The organism is Gilvimarinus algae, assembly GCF_030518215.1.
GTDB lineage: Bacteria > Pseudomonadota > Gammaproteobacteria > Pseudomonadales > Cellvibrionaceae > Gilvimarinus > Gilvimarinus algae.
The window spans coordinates 132,551-149,935 of the sequence record NZ_JAULRT010000062.1 but is presented as its reverse complement, the minus strand read 5'-3'; the positions used below and the strand labels follow the sequence as shown (position 1 = coordinate 149,935).

The following is a 17,385-nucleotide window of genomic DNA, read 5'->3' as shown; positions in this document are numbered from 1 at the left end:
GCTCTCAATTTTCTATCGCTTTTACAAGTCAGCCTTTTCGCGTGACCAATGAGACGGCAGCTGAACTGCAGGATAGAGCTTCAGCGAGTGGAAATTTTCCTTTCCGCTGCCTACAGTTTCACTTTCAACAAACACCACCTCATCCTGAAAAACATCTTGGAAAGTCCAGCCCGCCAACGCATCTCCAATACTCATATGATAAGTTTTATTTTTATAACTGACACTCACAGTGGATGCAGCTCCAGCGCCAATCACACCTTTAAGAGTAAATTCATCGATATTCCGGTTTTTCACATCTCGCTTTGGCGGTTTTGGAGCTTCAACTTCAGCGGCAGGTGGCCTTCTTTCAGGCCAAAACAATGGCCGCTCCGCGATCTGTAGACCGGTTTCTGGCACGCTGGCATAGGGTCTGAACTCGATAGAGTCAAGCATGCTCTGGCTTGGGGTAATAGGTTCGGGGTAGGTCTTTACTAGATACATGAAAATAAACAGAGCGACCCACGCACACAAAGCAATAACCGTCGCAAAAGCAAGCCACTGCACATATTGATACAGTGACGTGGATAGCACCTGCGTTAGCGAGCGTTTTATGCTCTGCTTAGTGATTTTAATCATTCTTCAGTTTCATACTGTACAATTGAATCTGCACTTCAATTACTTGCGATGTATCAGCGCCTCGACGCCTCTCCGGCCTTATTTCCAAACGATCAATTAAAACGATAGGCCGAGCCCTAACAATCTTTTCCAGTACGGACTCTAGCTGCGCCAAAGTTCCCTCAGCAGTAATACTGACGCCAATAAGAATAAGACTTTCAAACTCCCTAGCATTTTGGATATTGCTTCCACTGACACTCATCCCACCAGAGGACAGCGCCGAACGCAGCTTTTGCTGCATATTAACGCCGATAGAGTTGGTATCCTCGTCACTATAGACCAACCCCTCAACACCCTGATCAGCTGTCATCCCGGCTTCGCGGATACGATCTTGCGCTAATAGCATGCCTTCCATCCGTGCCAACTTGGGTTGAAGGTCCGCCACCTGCTCTCTGTAGCTAAAAAAGCTGCCAAGCGATATCAACGCCACGATCAACAAGATTACTAAAGCAGTGGCAAAGCTGCCCAAGACCAGCCACTGCGATCGCGTTAATATCGGCAGTTGTACCTTACTCACAAACTACGCTCCGCGAAGGTGACCTCGATTTGAAAACGCTCTTTATTCTGATTGCCTAGCTTGCGGAAAGCTGATGTAGCGCGCACACGGTCAAAGATATCGTTGCCAGCAAGCGCCTGCATCATCGCCGCGGCATTGGTCGCCGTACCTTGAATCTCTACTACTCGCCCCTCTTGCTGATAGGCACTTAGCCAAACATCATCATCCAAGAGATCGGTTAGGGCGTTCAACGCCAGTAAAGGGTGTGTAGTATCATCAACCTGCGCATTAAGCTTTTCGACCAATTCATTGCGTCTGGCAAGCTTGGCCCGCAAACTAGCAATCTCACCAGCCTCAAGCCGGACCTGATCATAGGCGGTTTGGACCGCCTCAAGTTGTTGCAATTTGTAAAAAACCGGTGTCGTAAAGATCAACAAAAGGCACACAAACACAATAGTGCCCAAGATGGTTAGACGGTGCAGACGCTGACGGTAGCGCCGATGGCGAGCTCCCTCGCCAAAACCGTCAATGACGATATGTTCATGGCCAAGTCTTCCCCATATTTCCAAGCCCTCACGAGGCTCTAGATCAGCACGGTGAAGATACTCCATAATCAAGCTCTTAGAACACAACGCCAACCCTGCGACCAAAGTGTTAGAGTTATTCTCCAGTACCTTCCAGCCGTACACAGTGTCTTCGGCTGCAAAAGGACTGCTCGCATTAACTTCAGCGTCAATCACATTCGAAACATTCGCCTGGGCGCTTCTCGGCAAACGTATCTGGCGCTCAAGCACGAGATTATCCGGCAACTCTACCGCTAAAGCCCTATCTTCTGAGAGCAGGCTCGAAACCTCATCTACGGGTACCAGCTGAACAGGCTCATCCAGTGCAGTACGTACCACCGCACCCTGTTGCCAAAAGACTTCGCGCCAGGCAGCGCGATACTCCTGCCAAAGGTTTTTCAAATCGATGCCAAACAGCACCCACTGGTGGCTAGATGTCGCCATAATTATCTGATCTATCGAATGTTAGTTGAGGAACAGCCCGTACAGGATAACGGCGCGTTATCTGCCAACCGGTAGCTCCGCCACCAGGCGTTACCCAAACACTTCTTTCATACACAAAACCGCTAGCCATCTTAACCCGGGCATCCACACGCAACGGCTGAGGACTCAGCTTAACAGCTGACAGAGTATCCGGCTGCTGAGTACTTCTTGCTTCAAGTGCTGACTCGAGGTCTACCTGCTGTCCCGCAGCGAGGACATGTAAAACTTCCGCAGGAGCATGAGTAATATCCAACGCCCCACCCCTGCCAGCCCTAGGACGGATGAAGGGTTGAATGGCATCAAAAACCTCTCGCGTCACGCCTGGTACGGCCAACACATCTTCAAGCACTTGAATACTCACCCTCCGCCGCTGCGCCTGCTCCTCGTCAACCGTCTGGGTGCGCCACTGTACCACAGATTGCGTCAATTCAGCTGCACGAGCCGAGTCAAGCCCAGCGCCAACCTCGAACAACGCGTTAAGCAGCACCTCATCAGCATCGTAGATGCTGATCAGTGCGCTGACCGGTACTGCCCGAACCTTAACTGGGAGAGCGCCAATTCGATACTCTCGCTGGTACAGCTGCTGCCCCTCGACCGGTGAAGTGGCTAAAATAAGCTGAACAGCACCATCGGCGGCAGCCTCAGCGCGCACTTTGTCCATGAAACCGCGTGAGAGCTGGCTGTCGGTTTTCGCTGTCAACGCCAGAGAGCCTACCAATAAAGTCAATGCGGCCACAAACCACAACAAAATAGCAAGAGCCACTCCTCGCTGAGAGCGTGAACCTCCTGCTACCTGCACTCGATTTCCGCGAAACATGAGTTACCAACCACGCACAGGGATGATGATCTCGGGCCAGTATCGCCCATCCACTTTCAGCGATATTTTTACATGTGAGGGCAGAGTTCGGTCAGGCGCCATCAACCATTCGCTAACCCACTGATCTTCACTACTGTTGCGATATTGGATCTGCATTTGCTCTACATTGTCGGTCAAGCGATAGTTGCTCTCTTCGGACCACGGAGTCAAATCCGCAGACTCCCTAATCTGGAGGCCTAGCTCCCGATCTTCACTAAGAAAAAGTCTCAATGCAAGCAAGCCGCCCTCTACTGCCGGCACTGGGACAGGAGCTGCCCAGTATAGCTCGTCTTGGTTCCCGTAAAATAAGTAGCCCTCTGGGCTTCCTAGTAAAAATACCTGCAATGGCTGCGCCTGGGAGATCGACCTATACAAGAAGTCGCTGACTGCACGTAACCTAGCAACCTCCTCAGTCCGGGCATCCAAACGCGTTTGGGTTAATGCAAGGGTGCGCATCGCCGTTAGAGTAGCCGCAATCACCAGCGATAAAATCGTTAGCGCTACGACCACTTCCACCAATGTAAACCCACGCTGCCTACTGCTCACTTGAGGGCTCCAGCCTCACGGGCACTATCGAACTGAGTACATACTCCCGAGGACTAAATCGGTTTCCCCAGGATACAGTGGCCTCAATGGCATAGAGCACGGGCTCGCCATTGGGATTGGCAATCGCCTCTGTTCTGACCTGCCAGCGATAACCATCGTGCGTTTCAGCGCTAGTACTGACCCCCGCCGGAGGTACTGAACTGTATTGCGCCAAAAGCGAGCGCGCCATTGTTACGGCATATGCATAGTCTTCACTCGTGCTGACGCTTCGCACAGAGCCTCCAGCAGACTGATAGAGCATACCTACGGACAACCCTAAAATCGCAACCGCTACCACCATTTCCAGCAATGAAAAGCCGCTATGGCGCGATTGCATGCTGTTTTACCTCTCCGAGTAGCCAACCCACCTCAATACTCACCCCTGCGCCTTTGGCACGCAAAAGGCTGACAGCACCACCGCTGGACATGCCGTCGGAATAAAAACGTACCACAGCGGTATCTCTATCCCGTTGCAATTGTTCCGCAGCCGTAACAGACAGGGAGAGCGCTTCGGGAATGGAAACAACCTTACCGCCCTCGACAAAGACTTGTCGATCACGCGGCCGAACCAATACATCGACAAAGTGACCTTTACTCATTGCCTGTAAACGCGCCGATTCAAGGGTGCTTCTTACATCGCGCACGGCAGTGCGATAGGCCATAGCCTCATACATTTTAGATGCCGCCGGCACTGAAACTGCCACCAATAGTGCTGCGATAGAGATAGCAATCATCACCTCAAGCAGAGTAAAACCGCGCTGTGAGCCGACAATCATCACCACTACACTCTAGAGCTGCCAGTTTCCAATATCGGCATTGTCGCCATCCCCACCTGGCTTACCATCAGCACCTAAAGAGGTGATATCAAAATCCGCATGTTCTCCCGGATACTTGTACTGATACTCACGGTTCCAAGGGTCAAGGGGTATCTCATTGCGGCGTAAATACGGCCCATTCCAACCAGACACATTACCCGGATTTTCAATCAGGGCCTCAAGCCCCTGCTCAGTTCGCGGGAACTCACCGATATCCAAGCTGTATATCTCAAGCGCCTGCTCAAAATCCCGAATCTGAACTTTTGCAGTGTCACTTTTTGCGCCCGCCAACTGGTTTAATACCCGAGGCCCGACCAGCCCTGCCAACAACCCGATTATGGCCAGCACCACCAATAGCTCTACTAACGTAAAACCCGACTGCTTTCGCATACGCATTACCTTTTCTTGTGACCCTGGCGACTTATACGGCCAGATCATTTACCGACAATATCCCCATCAATATGGCGACAATAATTAAACCAATCACGCCACCCATGCCCAGAATCAGCACTGGCTCCAAAAGTGTAAGACTGCGCTTGATGCCTGAGGCGACCTCATCGTCATACACTTTGGCCAACTCCAACAGCATTTCATCCAACTGACCCGATTCTTCGCCGACGCGCACCATCTGAATCATTAATGGCGAGAAAGTGCCGGCTGCAGCCAAAGCACTGGAAATGCGCCCACCACGCTTCACCTCTGGGGCAAGCGTTGCAAGCGCCTGATTAACCTGCACATTGCCTACGGTGCCAACAGAAATACTGATTGACTGCAGCAATGAGACACCACTGGCCAACAGAGTTCCCATTGTGCGGGCGAAACGTGCTACCTCATACTTAAACACAACTCCACCCAGCATAGGTAAGCGCAGCATTGTTGCGTCGAGCCGCGCTTTACCCTCTGCAGTTTGCGCCCAGCGACGAAAAAGAAAAACACCGGCAACACCCAAGAGAAGCATCCATATACCGTTGTTCTTTATCGCTTCTCCGCCGCTGATCACCAACTGGGTCAGCAGGGGAAGCCCCTCTCCCATGTCACTAAACAGAGCCTCGAACTGAGGCACTACGAAGCCGAGCATAACCAAAACAGATACCAGCGCCACAACAGCCAAAATAGCTGGATAGATCAACGCAGAAACCACACCCGATCGAACTTGCCGAGCTCGCTCTAGCTGCTCGCTGAGCCGATTCAAAACATCAGCAAGGTTTCCACTGGCCTCACCCGAGCGCACCATGCTGATGTAAAACTCGTCAAAAATTTCGGGGTTAGCGGCCAGAGCCTGACTTAAGCCTTTTCCCGACTTAACGGTTGCCAGCACAGAACTGAACAGTTCGTGCGCCGACGGCTCCTCGCTCATATCGATCATCACCTTTAAAGAGCGATCTATCGGCAAGCCAGCACGAAGCAATACGGACAGCTCCGAGGTGAATGACAACACCTGCTTTTTACCAAAACGACTGCGACCAATACTGCGTTTGGAGCTTCTCGATTCACTGCCGAGAGACAGCACCACTAAACCCTGACTGCGCAGTTCACGGGTCGCCAACTGCTCGGTTGCGGCCTCAAGTGTACCCTCCACCAAAGATCCATCGCGGCGAGCGGCTTTGTAGTTATAAGATGGCATATCGTTTACCGGTTAGACAGTAGGCATACCTGTTAAGGCTAAGCCACCTCGGCTGATTCAGTTTGGTCCTGAGTAACACGCAACACCTCTTCCAGAGAGGTGACGCCAGCGGCCACTTTGCGCAGCCCATCTTCAAACAGGGTCAGCATGCCACGGCTTCGAGCCGTTGCGTGCAATTGCGTGGCATCAGCGCCGGATTGAATAGCACGATGCATGGCGCCATCCATCACAAACAACTCATGAATAGCCGTCCTGCCCTTATAGCCGGTATGCTTGCATCGCTCGCAACCCACAGGCACGCAGATGCTGTTCTGCCCCTGCGTGAGAAAGCGCTCAAGGCCGGAGCTGGCCAAGCCCTCGATATTTTCTAGCGGGAGCATACCCTTACAGCTACCGCAAAGAGTTCGCACCAGCCGCTGAGCTAGCACACCATTGACCGACGAGGTGATCAAGTAGCGTTCAATGCCCATATCCTCAAGGCGGGTAATCGCGCCCGCAGCGGTGTTGGTGTGAAGCGTTGACAGCACCAAGTGGCCCGTAAGAGCCGATTGCACAGCAATCTGCGCGGTTTCACCATCGCGCATTTCACCAATCATTATGATATCCGGGTCTTGCCGCAGAATAGCTCGCAAAGAGCGGGCAAAGGTCAAATCGATCTGAGATTGCACCTGGATTTGGTTCACGCCGTCGAGCTGATACTCAACAGGATCCTCTACCGTAATAATTTTCAACTCGGCAGCGTCAAGTGTGGCCAGAGAAGCGTACAAAGTGGTCGTCTTTCCCGAGCCAGTAGGGCCGGTAACCAACAATACGCCGTGGGGACGATCGAGCAGCTCTTGGTAGCGGGTGAGGGTATCTGCTGCAAACCCCATGCTCTCCAGGCTAAGCTGAATACTGTCACGATCCAGCACACGCATGACTATACTCTCTCCATGCACTGTAGGTATGGTAGAGACGCGCAGGTCCAGCTCGTGCCCTTTAACCCTGGTCATGATCCGACCATCCTGCGGCAAGCGTCGCTCGGCAATATTCATGCGTGATAGCAACTTGATACGCGAAGCAATCGCTGGCGCCAACGAAAGCTCTGGCGGATCGGGCATATCCTGGATAACACCATCCACGCGATAGCGCAAATGCAGCTGGTCATCGAAAGGCTCGATGTGTATATCAGAAGCACCCATATCCAGCGCCCTGTGAATGATCTGATTGACCAACCGAATCACAGGCGCTTCACTGGCGAGGTCCTTCAGGTGCTCGACAAATTCGTTGTCATCCAACCCGCCACTGTAGACGTCCTCGGCATCAGAGTCGTCCACCTCAGAGTCATCCCGCACTTGGCGCGCCAAGGCAGCGGAGACATCGGCCTCAAGACCAAGGTGTAACAACACTGGCCGCCCCAGAGCCATCTCAAGCGCTTTTTTGACAAAAGCATCCTGAGGTATCGTCGCCGCAAATTCCGGCGTTTCCCCTGCAGCCACGGGCACAATATTATTCGCTGATAGAAATGCTTCCGAAAGCCCCGGCAAACTGACTGGCTCCGCCGGGTAGTCATCCGCTTTCAACAGACGGACCTGAAGCTGGCCAGCAAGAGCCTGCGCCACGTCCTGTTCGGACAGTAAACCCAGCTTGATCAGTACCTGGCCAAGGTAACCGCCCATTTCCCCTTGCGCTAATAGCGCCCGCTCCAGGTCACGACCCGATAGTTTATTGTTTGCCGCCAGTATTTCACCAAGCTTCACGATTTTCCCTACCCGCCTATCGCCTATTGATCCGCTGCCGAATCGAGGGCCGGCAAAGGCTTCAGACCGTACTTTGCGCGGAATTCATTGGCAGCCTCTATATTCAACTGCTGGCTGTACGCCTCGGTGCGCAAATCCGCCAACATATTATCGACAGTGCGCTTAGCGAGGTTGCGTTGCAGCTCCTCAATCAACTTAGGTTTGATTTCTTCAAAGGGCCGCTTGGCGCCTGGGACCTTTTTGTTCAGCAAAATCACATGGTAGCCAAATTGCGTTTTTACCACGTCGCTAATGGCGCCAGGCTCATTCAAAGCAAAAGCCGCATCCGCAAACTCGGGCACCATCTGGCTGGCCTCAAACTCGCCCAGATTGCCACCCTTAGCGCTAGACCCCTTGTCTTCTGAGAACTGCTCTGCCAGTTTGGCAAAGGACTCGCCCGCAAGGGCTTTCTCGCGAACGTCGGCAATCAGCTTGAGCGCCTCTTCATCCGTGCGCCCCTTTGGCTGCACCAGAATATGCGCAGCATCTACCTTATCAGGGCTGATAAAACGCTCTGGCTCGGCAATGTATAGCTCACGAGCCCGCGCCTCCCAGTCAACGTTCTTTTGTGCTTCGGCAATGGCATGTTCTTGATAAGCCTTCACCCGCCAAACCACCGCCTGATATTCTTGCTGCCAGGCCAGCTGCTCTGCATCGGCGCCAACGTCCTCTTTCTGCGCCCGCCGTGCCAGCTCACGCATCATCAATATGTTGCCCACGTACTGATGAAAATTGCCCTCCAGCGCCTTGGCCTGATCCTCGGGAGGCAGGTAAAAATCCACATACCGCTGCATATCTTCCTGAGTTACGGTGATATCACCGTACTGCGCTAAAATCTCATCCTCGGCATACACCGAGACGGCCAGAGCCGGCATCATAACGACAGCCAACACCAGCCCAAAACGTCTTGCGCTCAAGGTATTCCTCCTCGTTCTCCAATAAAAAATGGCACAAGCCGGAGCTTGCGCCATTTGGATTGTACCAAGCCCCGGGAGTTCCGGGGCTAATTATTACCAACCGCCCAGGTGCTGAATAATACCGCTGCAACCAGAAAGACGATTACACGACTCAGAGTCTACATTGAAGTAATAGGTCTTATTTCTGTCGAGCTCACAAGCCGTTCTGGATGAACTCTGACTCCAGCGCATGGTGGTCAGGTTACCCGGGCGCTCGCAACGGCCTGGCAGAGCTGGACCACCGGGACAATCTGAAATCCACATGTTGCGGATGTCCGTGCTGGTTCCAGAGTCACCCCCCAAATTGATCTGGCCACTTGCCGATCCACCTGTGGTGGTAAAGCCGTAAGACAGAACACCGGGACTGCGCGGTATGTCAAACTCCATCAGGCCGGTAGCAGTACCAAAGCTGCTCAAGGCTTTCAATGTAGTGAGCGTCACGTGATCCGGCACGCCCCCGTCGCAACCAACGACCACGGGTCCGTCGCTCACTAGCGTAATTGAACGACTTCCACTGCCACCGCTGGTCCCGTTAGTGCCTTGATAGCTGCCGGCGCTGACGCTCACCGAGGCGCTACCCGAGTTGTTGCCACTGCGGTTAAAGGTCACCCGGTAGGTATCCGAATCCACAGTGGTAAAGCCGCTCAGGGTGTGGATGGACGGACTGACGTTAATGTCATTGATGCTGAAACCTGTCACCGGCCGACTGAACTGGAAGGTCAGCGTCGCCGAGGTTACACCGTCGGCCAGGGAAGACGGGCTACTGCTGATATTCAGTGTCGGCGGCGTCGCGGGTACACACTGGTCTTCCGCCTGGTTCAGCTCAGTACCGGGCCCGCAGTTTGCGCCACCTCCAGTCCCAATGCAGACACCATTGACTTCATCGGTATTCTCACCACACATCACATCGCCCGGCTCAAAACCAGGCAAGCTGCCGCTAATGTAGTCACCATTGCTCAGGGTAATAACGCCCCCCTGAACGGTCACGGCATCCGCTGAATAGGTCACCAGCAGGCCGCCCTGAGTGTCGCGAATTTCAACAGTGTCGGCGCTGGCCACAACGCTGCCAGCCGCCAAGGCACAGGCCAAGGCTGTTTTGGTAAATAGTTTCATACCACCCTCTCATTTCAAAGTTTATCAATCTTATGTGTCAACTTATTACCGCTTTTGGCGCGGCTTAAGGACTTAAAATCTGTATATGCACGGTTTGCGCCAGCTTGGCTTTGATCACAGACCCTTGTTAGAGTTCATTATATGCACGTATTTTAAAATTTCTATTGCCTATTAGGCGCTTTTGACTACCGCTTGTCAAATTTGTGCACAATTTTTTACAACCAAGTGACAGCAATCAATCTTTAGAGCATAAGCCAAGCGCGTAGAGCGCACGTAGAAACGAGGGGATTTTCTAACCAGAGAGGCAATAAAAAACGCGGCCCTAAGGCCGCGTTTCCGGTACTACACTTGACTTACTTCGTAAAGCTTACGGAGCAGAAGAAATGTCACGAGTGTAGTTGTGCTGCACCAGCCACGCGTAGTTGGCCAGGGTGCCGCCTTCCATTGCGCCATTGATGAACTTCTGAACCGCGAAGCCAGTCACAGGCAGACCTTGGAAGATCACACCACTATCAGACTCCAGCTCACGCTCACCAACGGTGTCGTTAGAGAAAGTCAGGCGAACCCAGCCATTCTCAAAGCCCAGCTCTGGCATACCGTACTGGATGCGTGAAGAAGGATGTACTGCAGAGGCGTCGCCAAAGGTCAGCACATTCACTTCTGAACAGATAGAAGACGGATCAGGACCTTCACCGGCCGGCGGACGTGGAGAGAAGTCGATGTCGCCAGTCAGCTCAGTAACCGCTTCTTCACGGTCCCAGGCTTCAATGCCAACCACTTCACAGGCTTGGCCAGCTGACCAAGGATTAGTGAACGGAGGCAGAGCGGGGTTCGCATCACCATCGGTATCACCTTGGTTTACGTAGAAACGCTTGGTGGGCATGGTGATAACCCAGTCGGTGTCAGCGCTTACAGCAGCGTCCAGTACAAAGTCGTTAGACAGTGTATCGTGCATGAACACAGCAGATACAGCATCCCAACCGTTAACCATCAGCTCGTCAACGATGGTGTTGCCATCGATAACCTGAGCCACTTCGTAAGCACTACCCAAAGACGGCAGGGTAGTACCTGGGTTGGTGTGCTGAGGCAGGTAAGCTGAATCGACAACAGCGGCGCCGAAGAACTGATCCAGAGCAACTGCGTTGTAAGCAGAGCCAGAGCCTTCAGCCGGGTTAATCAGTACGCCGTAACCGTAAAGACCACCCAGAGAGTACTCGGAGTCTTGGTCAGCTTGATCAGCGAAACCAACGTTCGGATCGTTCGGAGCCAGCCAGAAGCCAGTACCGGTAACGTCAGAGGGGTTTTCGAAGTTCAAGCTGCTAGAAGACGGGGTTACACCGGCAGTCAACCAACGGGCACGAAGGCCATCACAGTCGCCGGGCATGCCGCTGGCGTCGTGCTGGATTTCGTCTTGAACGTCAGCGTCCAGGATCACACCCATCTCGATGATTTCAACGTAACCTTCTTGAGTACGAGCTACAGTCTGGTCGCCGCCGTCACCGGTGAATTCGAAGGTACGGAAGTTTACGCCGTCAACTTCGTTCTCTTCGTTCGGACGCGGAATCCAAGGCACAGTACAGGAGTTGTCGCGAGTGATAACTTTAGCGCCACCACCTTCAACCGGCACAATAGCACCAGTCCAAACGTCTTCGGGAGACAGGTAAAGGTTGAAGTCGAGAACCTCAGCAGAGTTCTGACCTTCCAGGAAACGCACTTTCACCGCTTTGTAGTATTCAGTGGTGTTGGTGATGTTGATGTAGGTGTTCTGGCCTTCTTCTACTGAGTAGAAGGGGTAGATCAAGGTTTCACCAACGCCATCAGAATTGATGTATACAGCTTGGGCGGTACCCGCTGCACCAGCCAGCCCCGCCAGCATTGCCAAAGGTAGAAGTTTTTTCTTCATTGTCTAGCTCCTAGAGTTACAAAGTATCGTATTGTTTTCTGTTAGCAGGCCGCAGGGCAGCCTTACAAACTCGATTACCACCAGCACATGACCGGCCAGATGCTCTACGAACACCCAATCGCGCTCTAACTTACCACAGCATTTGGGCCTTAACAATAGCCTACAAACGCAAAATAGCAGGCTTGAAGCCGCCGGGTTGTGTCGGTACAAAAAAGTTTGACTGCCGTCACAGGTGGTGATTTTAACGTCAAACCAACCAAAGACTGAGCCTACCTCTAATCGACGCCAGCAGTTTACCTGCTGGCAGCGCCAGTGGGAAGCCCCGGCACGGACTTTTTTGGCACCCGAGTTTTTCAGCCCAACCAAGCGCTTACACCACAAACCTTAAGCGAAATCCGTTCCAAGTCAAGCCCCGGGTGGGCATTGCCGCTAAGCCCCCTAAACTTGCGTCAAACGGGTCTTCAGCCGGTCAATAACCGCCTTATAATCATCAGCGGAAAAGATTTCCGAGCCCACGACAAAAGTGTCCGCACCAGCCTGAGCCACATCGGCAATATTATGCACCTTAATGCCGCCATCAACCTCCAGCCGCACACTATGCCCCGAGGCGTCAATCATGGCGCGCGCCTCCTTTAGCTTGTCCAGCACGTAGGGCACAAACGCCTGACCGCCAAAACCCGGATTGACCGACATTAACAAAAGCATATCCAGCTTGTGCAAAACCTGGCCGATGGAAGCCACGGGCACAGCAGGATTGAGCACCAGCCCCGGTCGGCAGCCCAATTCTCGCACCAGCTCAATTGAGCGATCTAGATGCCGTGTAGCATCGGGGTGAAAGCTAATGTAGCTGGCCCCCGCCTTGGCAAAGGCCTCGATCAGCGCATCGACCGGCTCTACCATTAGATGAACATCAATGGGTGCCTTCAGGCCATAATCTCTCAGCGCCTGACAGACCATAGGCCCCACCGTCAGGTTAGGAACATAATGATTATCCATGACATCCAGATGAATCATGTCGCCACCTGCGGCCAACACCGTGTCACACTCCTCTCCCAGACGAGCGAAATTCGCATTTAGCACAGAGGGGGCGATGATAAATTCCTGTTGTGGCACAGCGATCTCCCATAAAGCGGCAAAAGCTGGATTTTGTCACTTTTTAGTCGAAAATGTCACCTCGGCAAGCTTCTGCCGACCAGCGGTAATAGCTGGCCGGTATGTCTACGCCGATTAAAGCCTCACATAACAGCTCCGCTATTGCTAGAATAGGCCGCTGAACGGTAACCGCCATAATCCAAATCCAAGCCCTCCAACCCAATAAAAAGAAAAGACACCAGCTCCATGCAGTTTGATTCGCTCACTTTTATTGTCTTTTTCGCCCTGGTAGCACTGAGTTACCGCTGTGTAGGCGACTGGGGGCACAGAAAAAACCTGCTCCTGCTGAGCAGCTACGTATTTTACGCCGCCTGGAACCCCCTGTTCTTGCCTCTGCTCGTCACCACCAGCTTTCTGGACTGGTATCTTGCCGGTTTTTTAGCGAAGGAGACCAACCCGGTAAAAAGGAAGTATTGGCTATGGGCAATTATCGCTATCAATTTAGGGGTGCTGACTTACTTCAAATACGCTTTTTTTATTAGCAGCAGCCTTGCCAACGCTGCCCAGGCACTGGGAATGGACTGGACGGCAGAGCCCTTTAGCATCGTGCTGCCCATAGGTATCTCTTTTTATACTTTTCATTCGCTGTCTTACTGTATTGACATCTACAGGCGCAAATTTGACCCGGTTGAAAGCTTACGCGACTACTTGTTGTACGTGAGTTTTTTTCCGCAGCTTGTGGCAGGACCTATTGTGCGCTGGAGCGAAATGAAGTCTCAGATACAATCACCTCGGCGCATGACGACGTCAAGTACAGGCTTGGGGTTGTGTCTAATGATTTTGGGGTTGTTCGAAAAAATCGTCCTGGCCGATACCATTTTTGCTCCGGTGGCCGATGCCTACTTCTCGGCATCCATCGACCAAACGGCTCAACAAGGTTGGGTGGCGACCCTTGCCTTTAGTGGACAAATATTCTGCGATTTCGCAGGCTACACCACCTGCGCTCTGGGCGCGGCATTAATTCTGGGGTTTCGCCTGCCCATCAACTTCCTAAACCCGTACACAGCACTGGGCTTCTCAGACTTCTGGCGTCGCTGGCATATTACCCTGTCTAGCTGGCTGCGCGACTACCTATATATTGGCTTGGGAGGCAGCCGAGGGGGCAAATTCCGTACCGCTCGCAACCTTATGCTGACGATGCTAATCGGCGGCTTATGGCATGGCGCCGCCTGGACGTTTGTCGTTTGGGGCGGTCTGCATGGGCTTTTGTTGATCCTCGAGAGGGCCCTTGGGTCTATTTTACCGACAACAATCAAAAATACGGCACTGAGCCGCTGGTGTTACCGCCTCTGCACTCTTTTGTGTGTGCTGGTCACTTGGGTCTGGTTTCGATCACCCAGCCTTGAAGAGGCCTTACACAGCACAGTTCTGCTCTTTGATTTACCTCAACTACTCAATAGTACGACTGACATGTCTGGCGCTGAGTGGCTAGCCCTGACGAGCGCGCTTGGCCTGATAGCGGGCCAATGGCTCATGGGAGACAGACAAGCAGCCGAGGTTATTGTAAAGACACCGACTGTATTAGTCGGTCTGTTGACAGGTGCCTTACTAGCACTGATTATTCTTTCCCCCGGAGAAAGTCATGCTTTTATCTACTTCCAGTTTTAAGGCGGGCAGCCCACGCCGGTGGCTGACGATTGCCACTGTGGCCGCTTGCACCTGTGCAGCAATAATTATTTTCATCGAGTTTAAGTGGCGCAGCCTCGGATATCATCCTCAATTACTGGACTCCCCCCAACTGTGGTCAATTCAACGCAGTAAAGCGCGCGCACCCAATGCACTGGTATTTGCTGGTGCATCGCGCACTCAATTCGGTATTGATCTAGACACCGTTGAAGACATGGTTCCAAGCTACCAGCCGGTCATGTTAGCCATAAATGGCCGCTATCCTATCGCCACACTTAGGTCTCTGGCCTCAGACAAGCACTTCAACGCGACCGTCATTTTAGACATCGACTCTCGCGGCTTGCAAAACAACAACCACTCTGCTCAAGAGAGCTATAACAGCTATTTTAGTAACAGCTGGACACCCAGCTGGCACCTCCATCGCTTACTTTTAAGTGTCTGGCAAAAACATGCCACAATCGCTAGGCCAGAGATGGGGGCAGCAGCTACCACGATCCGCCTAATCGACAATGCCCCGAAACCCTTCAAGTTCAACTCAGAAATTGCAGACGACAGAAGCGGGCTTATACATTTTACAGACACAAACACCAAAAACCTGGCAAGGCACTTTGCCCAAGCCCTAGCGCTGGATTTGGAGAAGCACCCTCCGCCCACGCCTGAGAAATGGATAAACGATATTGCCGATGTACCACAGTGGGTGAAAGCCATTGAAGCACGTGGCGGGAAGGTAGTCATCTACGAACCGCCAGTAAGCGGCAGACAATTGAGCCTGGCCGATAACTCCTACCCACGGCGTTCATACTGGGACTTACTGAGTGCTCGTTATTCGCTAACAACCGTCAGTTTCCGCGACATCCAAGGAATGCAAAGTTTTCAGCTGCCAGACGAGTCGCATATAGCCCCGCAGGATAAATCAGAGTATACGAGGCTATTGATAACCTATTTGCTCGAATCAGGCCTTATTGAAGCTGAGCCAATTCATAAATAGAAGCACGATCTCGGGCGGGCCCACGAGTTCGCATCTTTCACTCAGCCTGATGAAAATTAAGAGCTTCTAAGCGGGCGATTGTACCTACGTCGCTCCAAAGCCCGCCATAGAACAGGCCAGTCAACTGCCGACGAGAAATGCACCAGCGAAACACTTCCGCTAAACCAAATACTCTGCGCCTTTGGGGGTATGAGGTGATCATGCTTGGGCGCAATAAACTTATTCCGGCGAAAGTGAAATTTCTGTCTGCACCGCAAGGCAGCAAGACTCCATCATCGGCTAGCGAAAAATCACCTATCTCCTTGAACTCAGGATTGGGCACCAACACTAGCCTGCCCATCTCTTCGGGCCGAAGCTCCGGCGTAGTTAACTTCAAAATCTCGAATTGTGTAAACACATCGGCATTGACCAACACAAACGGCTCGTGCCCCAGCAAACCGGAGGCGTGCACTATGGCGCCGCCCGTCTCTAGCGGCTCAGGCTCCTCGGAATAATGCACGCTCAGTCCCCAGCGGCTGCCATCGCCAACGTAATCGCGAATCATATGGCCGAGGTAGGCGAGGTTAATCACGACCTCGGTAATGCCAGCGCGGGCAATGCGCTCCAGGTGCCATGCGATCAGGGGTTTGCCGCGCACTTCTATCAACGGCTTGGGCAGCGAGTCTGTCAGCGGGCGCATGCGTTTGCCGAGCCCGGCGGCGAGAATCATGGCTTTCATGGTGACTCACCCTGTGCTGCGGGGGCGGGATAAGCCGTAGAATGCAAGCCAGATTGTAAAAACCAGTCGCTTTGCTCGCAGGCGGGCATGATTCGGGCGCGGAACCAGTGGCCAAAATCGCTCAGTTCCGTATAGCCATCGAGCACCTCCAGCACATAACCGAGCACCCGCGGCAAGTCGTTGAGATAGCGGGGCTTGTTATCGCGCAGGGCCAAACGGGCGAAGATGCCCAGGACCTTAAGATGGCGCTGCAACCCCATCCAGTCAAAATCTCGCAGAAAAGCCTCGGCTGAAGGTGGGTCAATCAGACCAGCATCGCGCGCGAGATCGCCGTACACGAGAGCCCAGCGCCGCCGATCGGCGGCGGGCAATTTCAGGTAGCAATCTTTGAGCAGGGAAACCAGGTCGTAGGTCACAGGGCCGATAACCGCATCCTGGAAATCAATCACTGCCGGGCGCTGCTCAAGCAGCAGGATATTGCGGGAATGGTAGTCCCGATGCATAAAAACCTGGGGTTGAGTCAGGGCCGCCTGGGCCAGGAGCTCAAAGAGGCTATCGCACAACAACTGCTCAGCATCGCTAAGGGTGATGCCGAGCAGCTGTGAGACAAACCACTGGCGAAAAATCTCTAGCTCGCGCAACACAAACGCCCGGTCATACACCGGGACCTGCGCCCCGGCAGTGGGAATCTGGGCCATCCCCAAAAGGGTAAACAGCGCCTCCCCGTAAAGCAGTGGCGCGGTATCGACTGTCACCGCGTCGGCCAGGAGCGTCTGCCCCAAATGCTCCACCAGCAAAAAGCCCTTCTCGGCATCTGCCGCCTGAACCTCGGGGACCCGTATCCCCCGCTGGCGGAGCATATCTGCCACGCGCATAAATTGCGCGGTATTTTCGCTTTCAGGGGGCGCATCCACTGCCAGCAGAGCTGGCTGCTGGGCCAGGGTGAAATACCGGCGGGCGCCCGCATCACCGCCCAGAGCGACGAGCTGACAGTCGCGGGCCAACACGCCGCTCACCCACCGGGCTAGAGCCGCCCGGCGTTGGTCCTGCTCTTGATTGGTGGCAACCACGAAAT

General features: G+C 53.3%; 18 protein-coding genes. 2 read left to right on the top strand and 16 right to left on the bottom strand.

The features are described from left to right. Positions 1–21 precede the first annotated feature (21 nt). From QWI16_RS15470 to rpe, 14 genes are all read right to left on the bottom strand, one after another. Positions 22–615 (bottom strand): hypothetical protein, encoded by a 594-nt coding sequence (locus QWI16_RS15470; RefSeq protein WP_302714437.1) that lies wholly within the window; start codon positions 613–615, stop codon positions 22–24. Then, positions 608–1,171 carry a type II secretion system protein GspM gene (gspM, locus tag QWI16_RS15465; protein ID WP_302714436.1) on the bottom strand — a complete coding sequence of 188 codons (564 nt, stop codon included), beginning with the start codon at positions 1,169–1,171 and terminating at the stop codon, positions 608–610. Before gspM ends, QWI16_RS15470 begins: the two co-directional genes overlap by 8 nt. Beyond that, entirely contained in the window at positions 1,168–2,157 is a 990-nt protein-coding gene (locus QWI16_RS15460; RefSeq protein WP_302714434.1) for a PilN domain-containing protein, read from the bottom strand. The genes gspM and QWI16_RS15460 overlap by 4 nt, the downstream gene beginning before the upstream one ends. Beyond that, on the bottom strand, positions 2,144–2,944 hold the full coding sequence (locus tag QWI16_RS15455) for a type II secretion system protein GspK (RefSeq protein ID WP_302714432.1): 801 nt from the start codon (positions 2,942–2,944) through the stop codon (positions 2,144–2,146). Before QWI16_RS15455 ends, QWI16_RS15460 begins: the two co-directional genes overlap by 14 nt. A 72-nt stretch (positions 2,945–3,016) precedes the next feature. Then, positions 3,017–3,598 (bottom strand): prepilin-type N-terminal cleavage/methylation domain-containing protein, encoded by a 582-nt coding sequence (locus QWI16_RS18805; RefSeq protein WP_502552982.1) that lies wholly within the window; start codon positions 3,596–3,598, stop codon positions 3,017–3,019. Next, positions 3,588–3,974, bottom strand: coding sequence for a type IV pilus modification PilV family protein (locus QWI16_RS15445; protein ID WP_302714426.1), 387 nt, complete (start codon positions 3,972–3,974; stop codon positions 3,588–3,590). Before QWI16_RS15445 ends, QWI16_RS18805 begins: the two co-directional genes overlap by 11 nt. Further along, positions 3,958–4,413: a prepilin-type N-terminal cleavage/methylation domain-containing protein gene (locus tag QWI16_RS15440; protein WP_302715598.1), complete on the bottom strand. Its 456-nt coding sequence runs from the start codon at positions 4,411–4,413 to the stop codon at positions 3,958–3,960. The genes QWI16_RS15445 and QWI16_RS15440 overlap by 17 nt, the downstream gene beginning before the upstream one ends. A gap of 12 nt (positions 4,414–4,425) precedes the next feature. Continuing rightward, positions 4,426–4,842, bottom strand: a complete 417-nt coding sequence (gspG, locus tag QWI16_RS15435) for a type II secretion system major pseudopilin GspG (protein WP_368045301.1) — start codon at positions 4,840–4,842, stop codon at positions 4,426–4,428. Between the two features lie 31 nt (positions 4,843–4,873). Continuing rightward, entirely contained in the window at positions 4,874–6,076 is a 1,203-nt protein-coding gene (locus QWI16_RS15430) for a type II secretion system F family protein (RefSeq protein WP_302714424.1), read from the bottom strand. A gap of 38 nt (positions 6,077–6,114) precedes the next feature. After that, complete coding sequence (locus tag QWI16_RS15425; RefSeq protein ID WP_302714423.1) at positions 6,115–7,815, bottom strand: GspE/PulE family protein; 1,701 nt, start codon at positions 7,813–7,815, stop codon at positions 6,115–6,117. A 23-nt stretch (positions 7,816–7,838) separates the two neighbouring features. Beyond that, positions 7,839–8,771, bottom strand: coding sequence for a peptidylprolyl isomerase (locus QWI16_RS15420; RefSeq protein ID WP_302714421.1), 933 nt, complete (start codon positions 8,769–8,771; stop codon positions 7,839–7,841). Between the two features lie 93 nt (positions 8,772–8,864). Continuing rightward, positions 8,865–9,923 carry an Ig-like domain-containing protein gene (locus QWI16_RS15415; RefSeq protein WP_302714419.1) on the bottom strand — a complete coding sequence of 353 codons (1,059 nt, stop codon included), beginning with the start codon at positions 9,921–9,923 and terminating at the stop codon, positions 8,865–8,867. Positions 9,924–10,290: 367 nt separating this feature from the next. Then, positions 10,291–11,826: a hypothetical protein gene (locus QWI16_RS15410; protein ID WP_302714417.1), complete on the bottom strand. Its 1,536-nt coding sequence runs from the start codon at positions 11,824–11,826 to the stop codon at positions 10,291–10,293. 438 nt (positions 11,827–12,264) lie between these two features. Next, positions 12,265–12,945 carry a ribulose-phosphate 3-epimerase gene (gene rpe, locus QWI16_RS15405; protein WP_302715596.1) on the bottom strand — a complete coding sequence of 227 codons (681 nt, stop codon included), beginning with the start codon at positions 12,943–12,945 and terminating at the stop codon, positions 12,265–12,267. Positions 12,946–13,164: 219 nt separating this feature from the next. Between rpe and QWI16_RS15400 the strand changes: the two genes are divergently transcribed. Both QWI16_RS15400 and QWI16_RS15395 read left to right on the top strand, forming a co-directional pair. Beyond that, positions 13,165–14,586: an MBOAT family O-acyltransferase gene (locus tag QWI16_RS15400; protein WP_302714415.1), complete on the top strand. Its 1,422-nt coding sequence runs from the start codon at positions 13,165–13,167 to the stop codon at positions 14,584–14,586. Then, positions 14,561–15,592: a hypothetical protein gene (locus QWI16_RS15395; protein WP_302714414.1), complete on the top strand. Its 1,032-nt coding sequence runs from the start codon at positions 14,561–14,563 to the stop codon at positions 15,590–15,592. Before QWI16_RS15400 ends, QWI16_RS15395 begins: the two co-directional genes overlap by 26 nt. 37 nt (positions 15,593–15,629) lie before the next feature. On the opposite strand, the gene murU is transcribed toward QWI16_RS15395, so the two are convergent. Continuing rightward, positions 15,630–16,310 (bottom strand): N-acetylmuramate alpha-1-phosphate uridylyltransferase MurU, encoded by a 681-nt coding sequence (gene murU, locus QWI16_RS15390; protein ID WP_302714412.1) that lies wholly within the window; start codon positions 16,308–16,310, stop codon positions 15,630–15,632. Continuing rightward, complete coding sequence (locus QWI16_RS15385) at positions 16,307–17,380, bottom strand: aminoglycoside phosphotransferase family protein (protein WP_302714409.1); 1,074 nt, start codon at positions 17,378–17,380, stop codon at positions 16,307–16,309. The genes murU and QWI16_RS15385 overlap by 4 nt, the downstream gene beginning before the upstream one ends. Positions 17,381–17,385 lie beyond the last annotated feature (5 nt).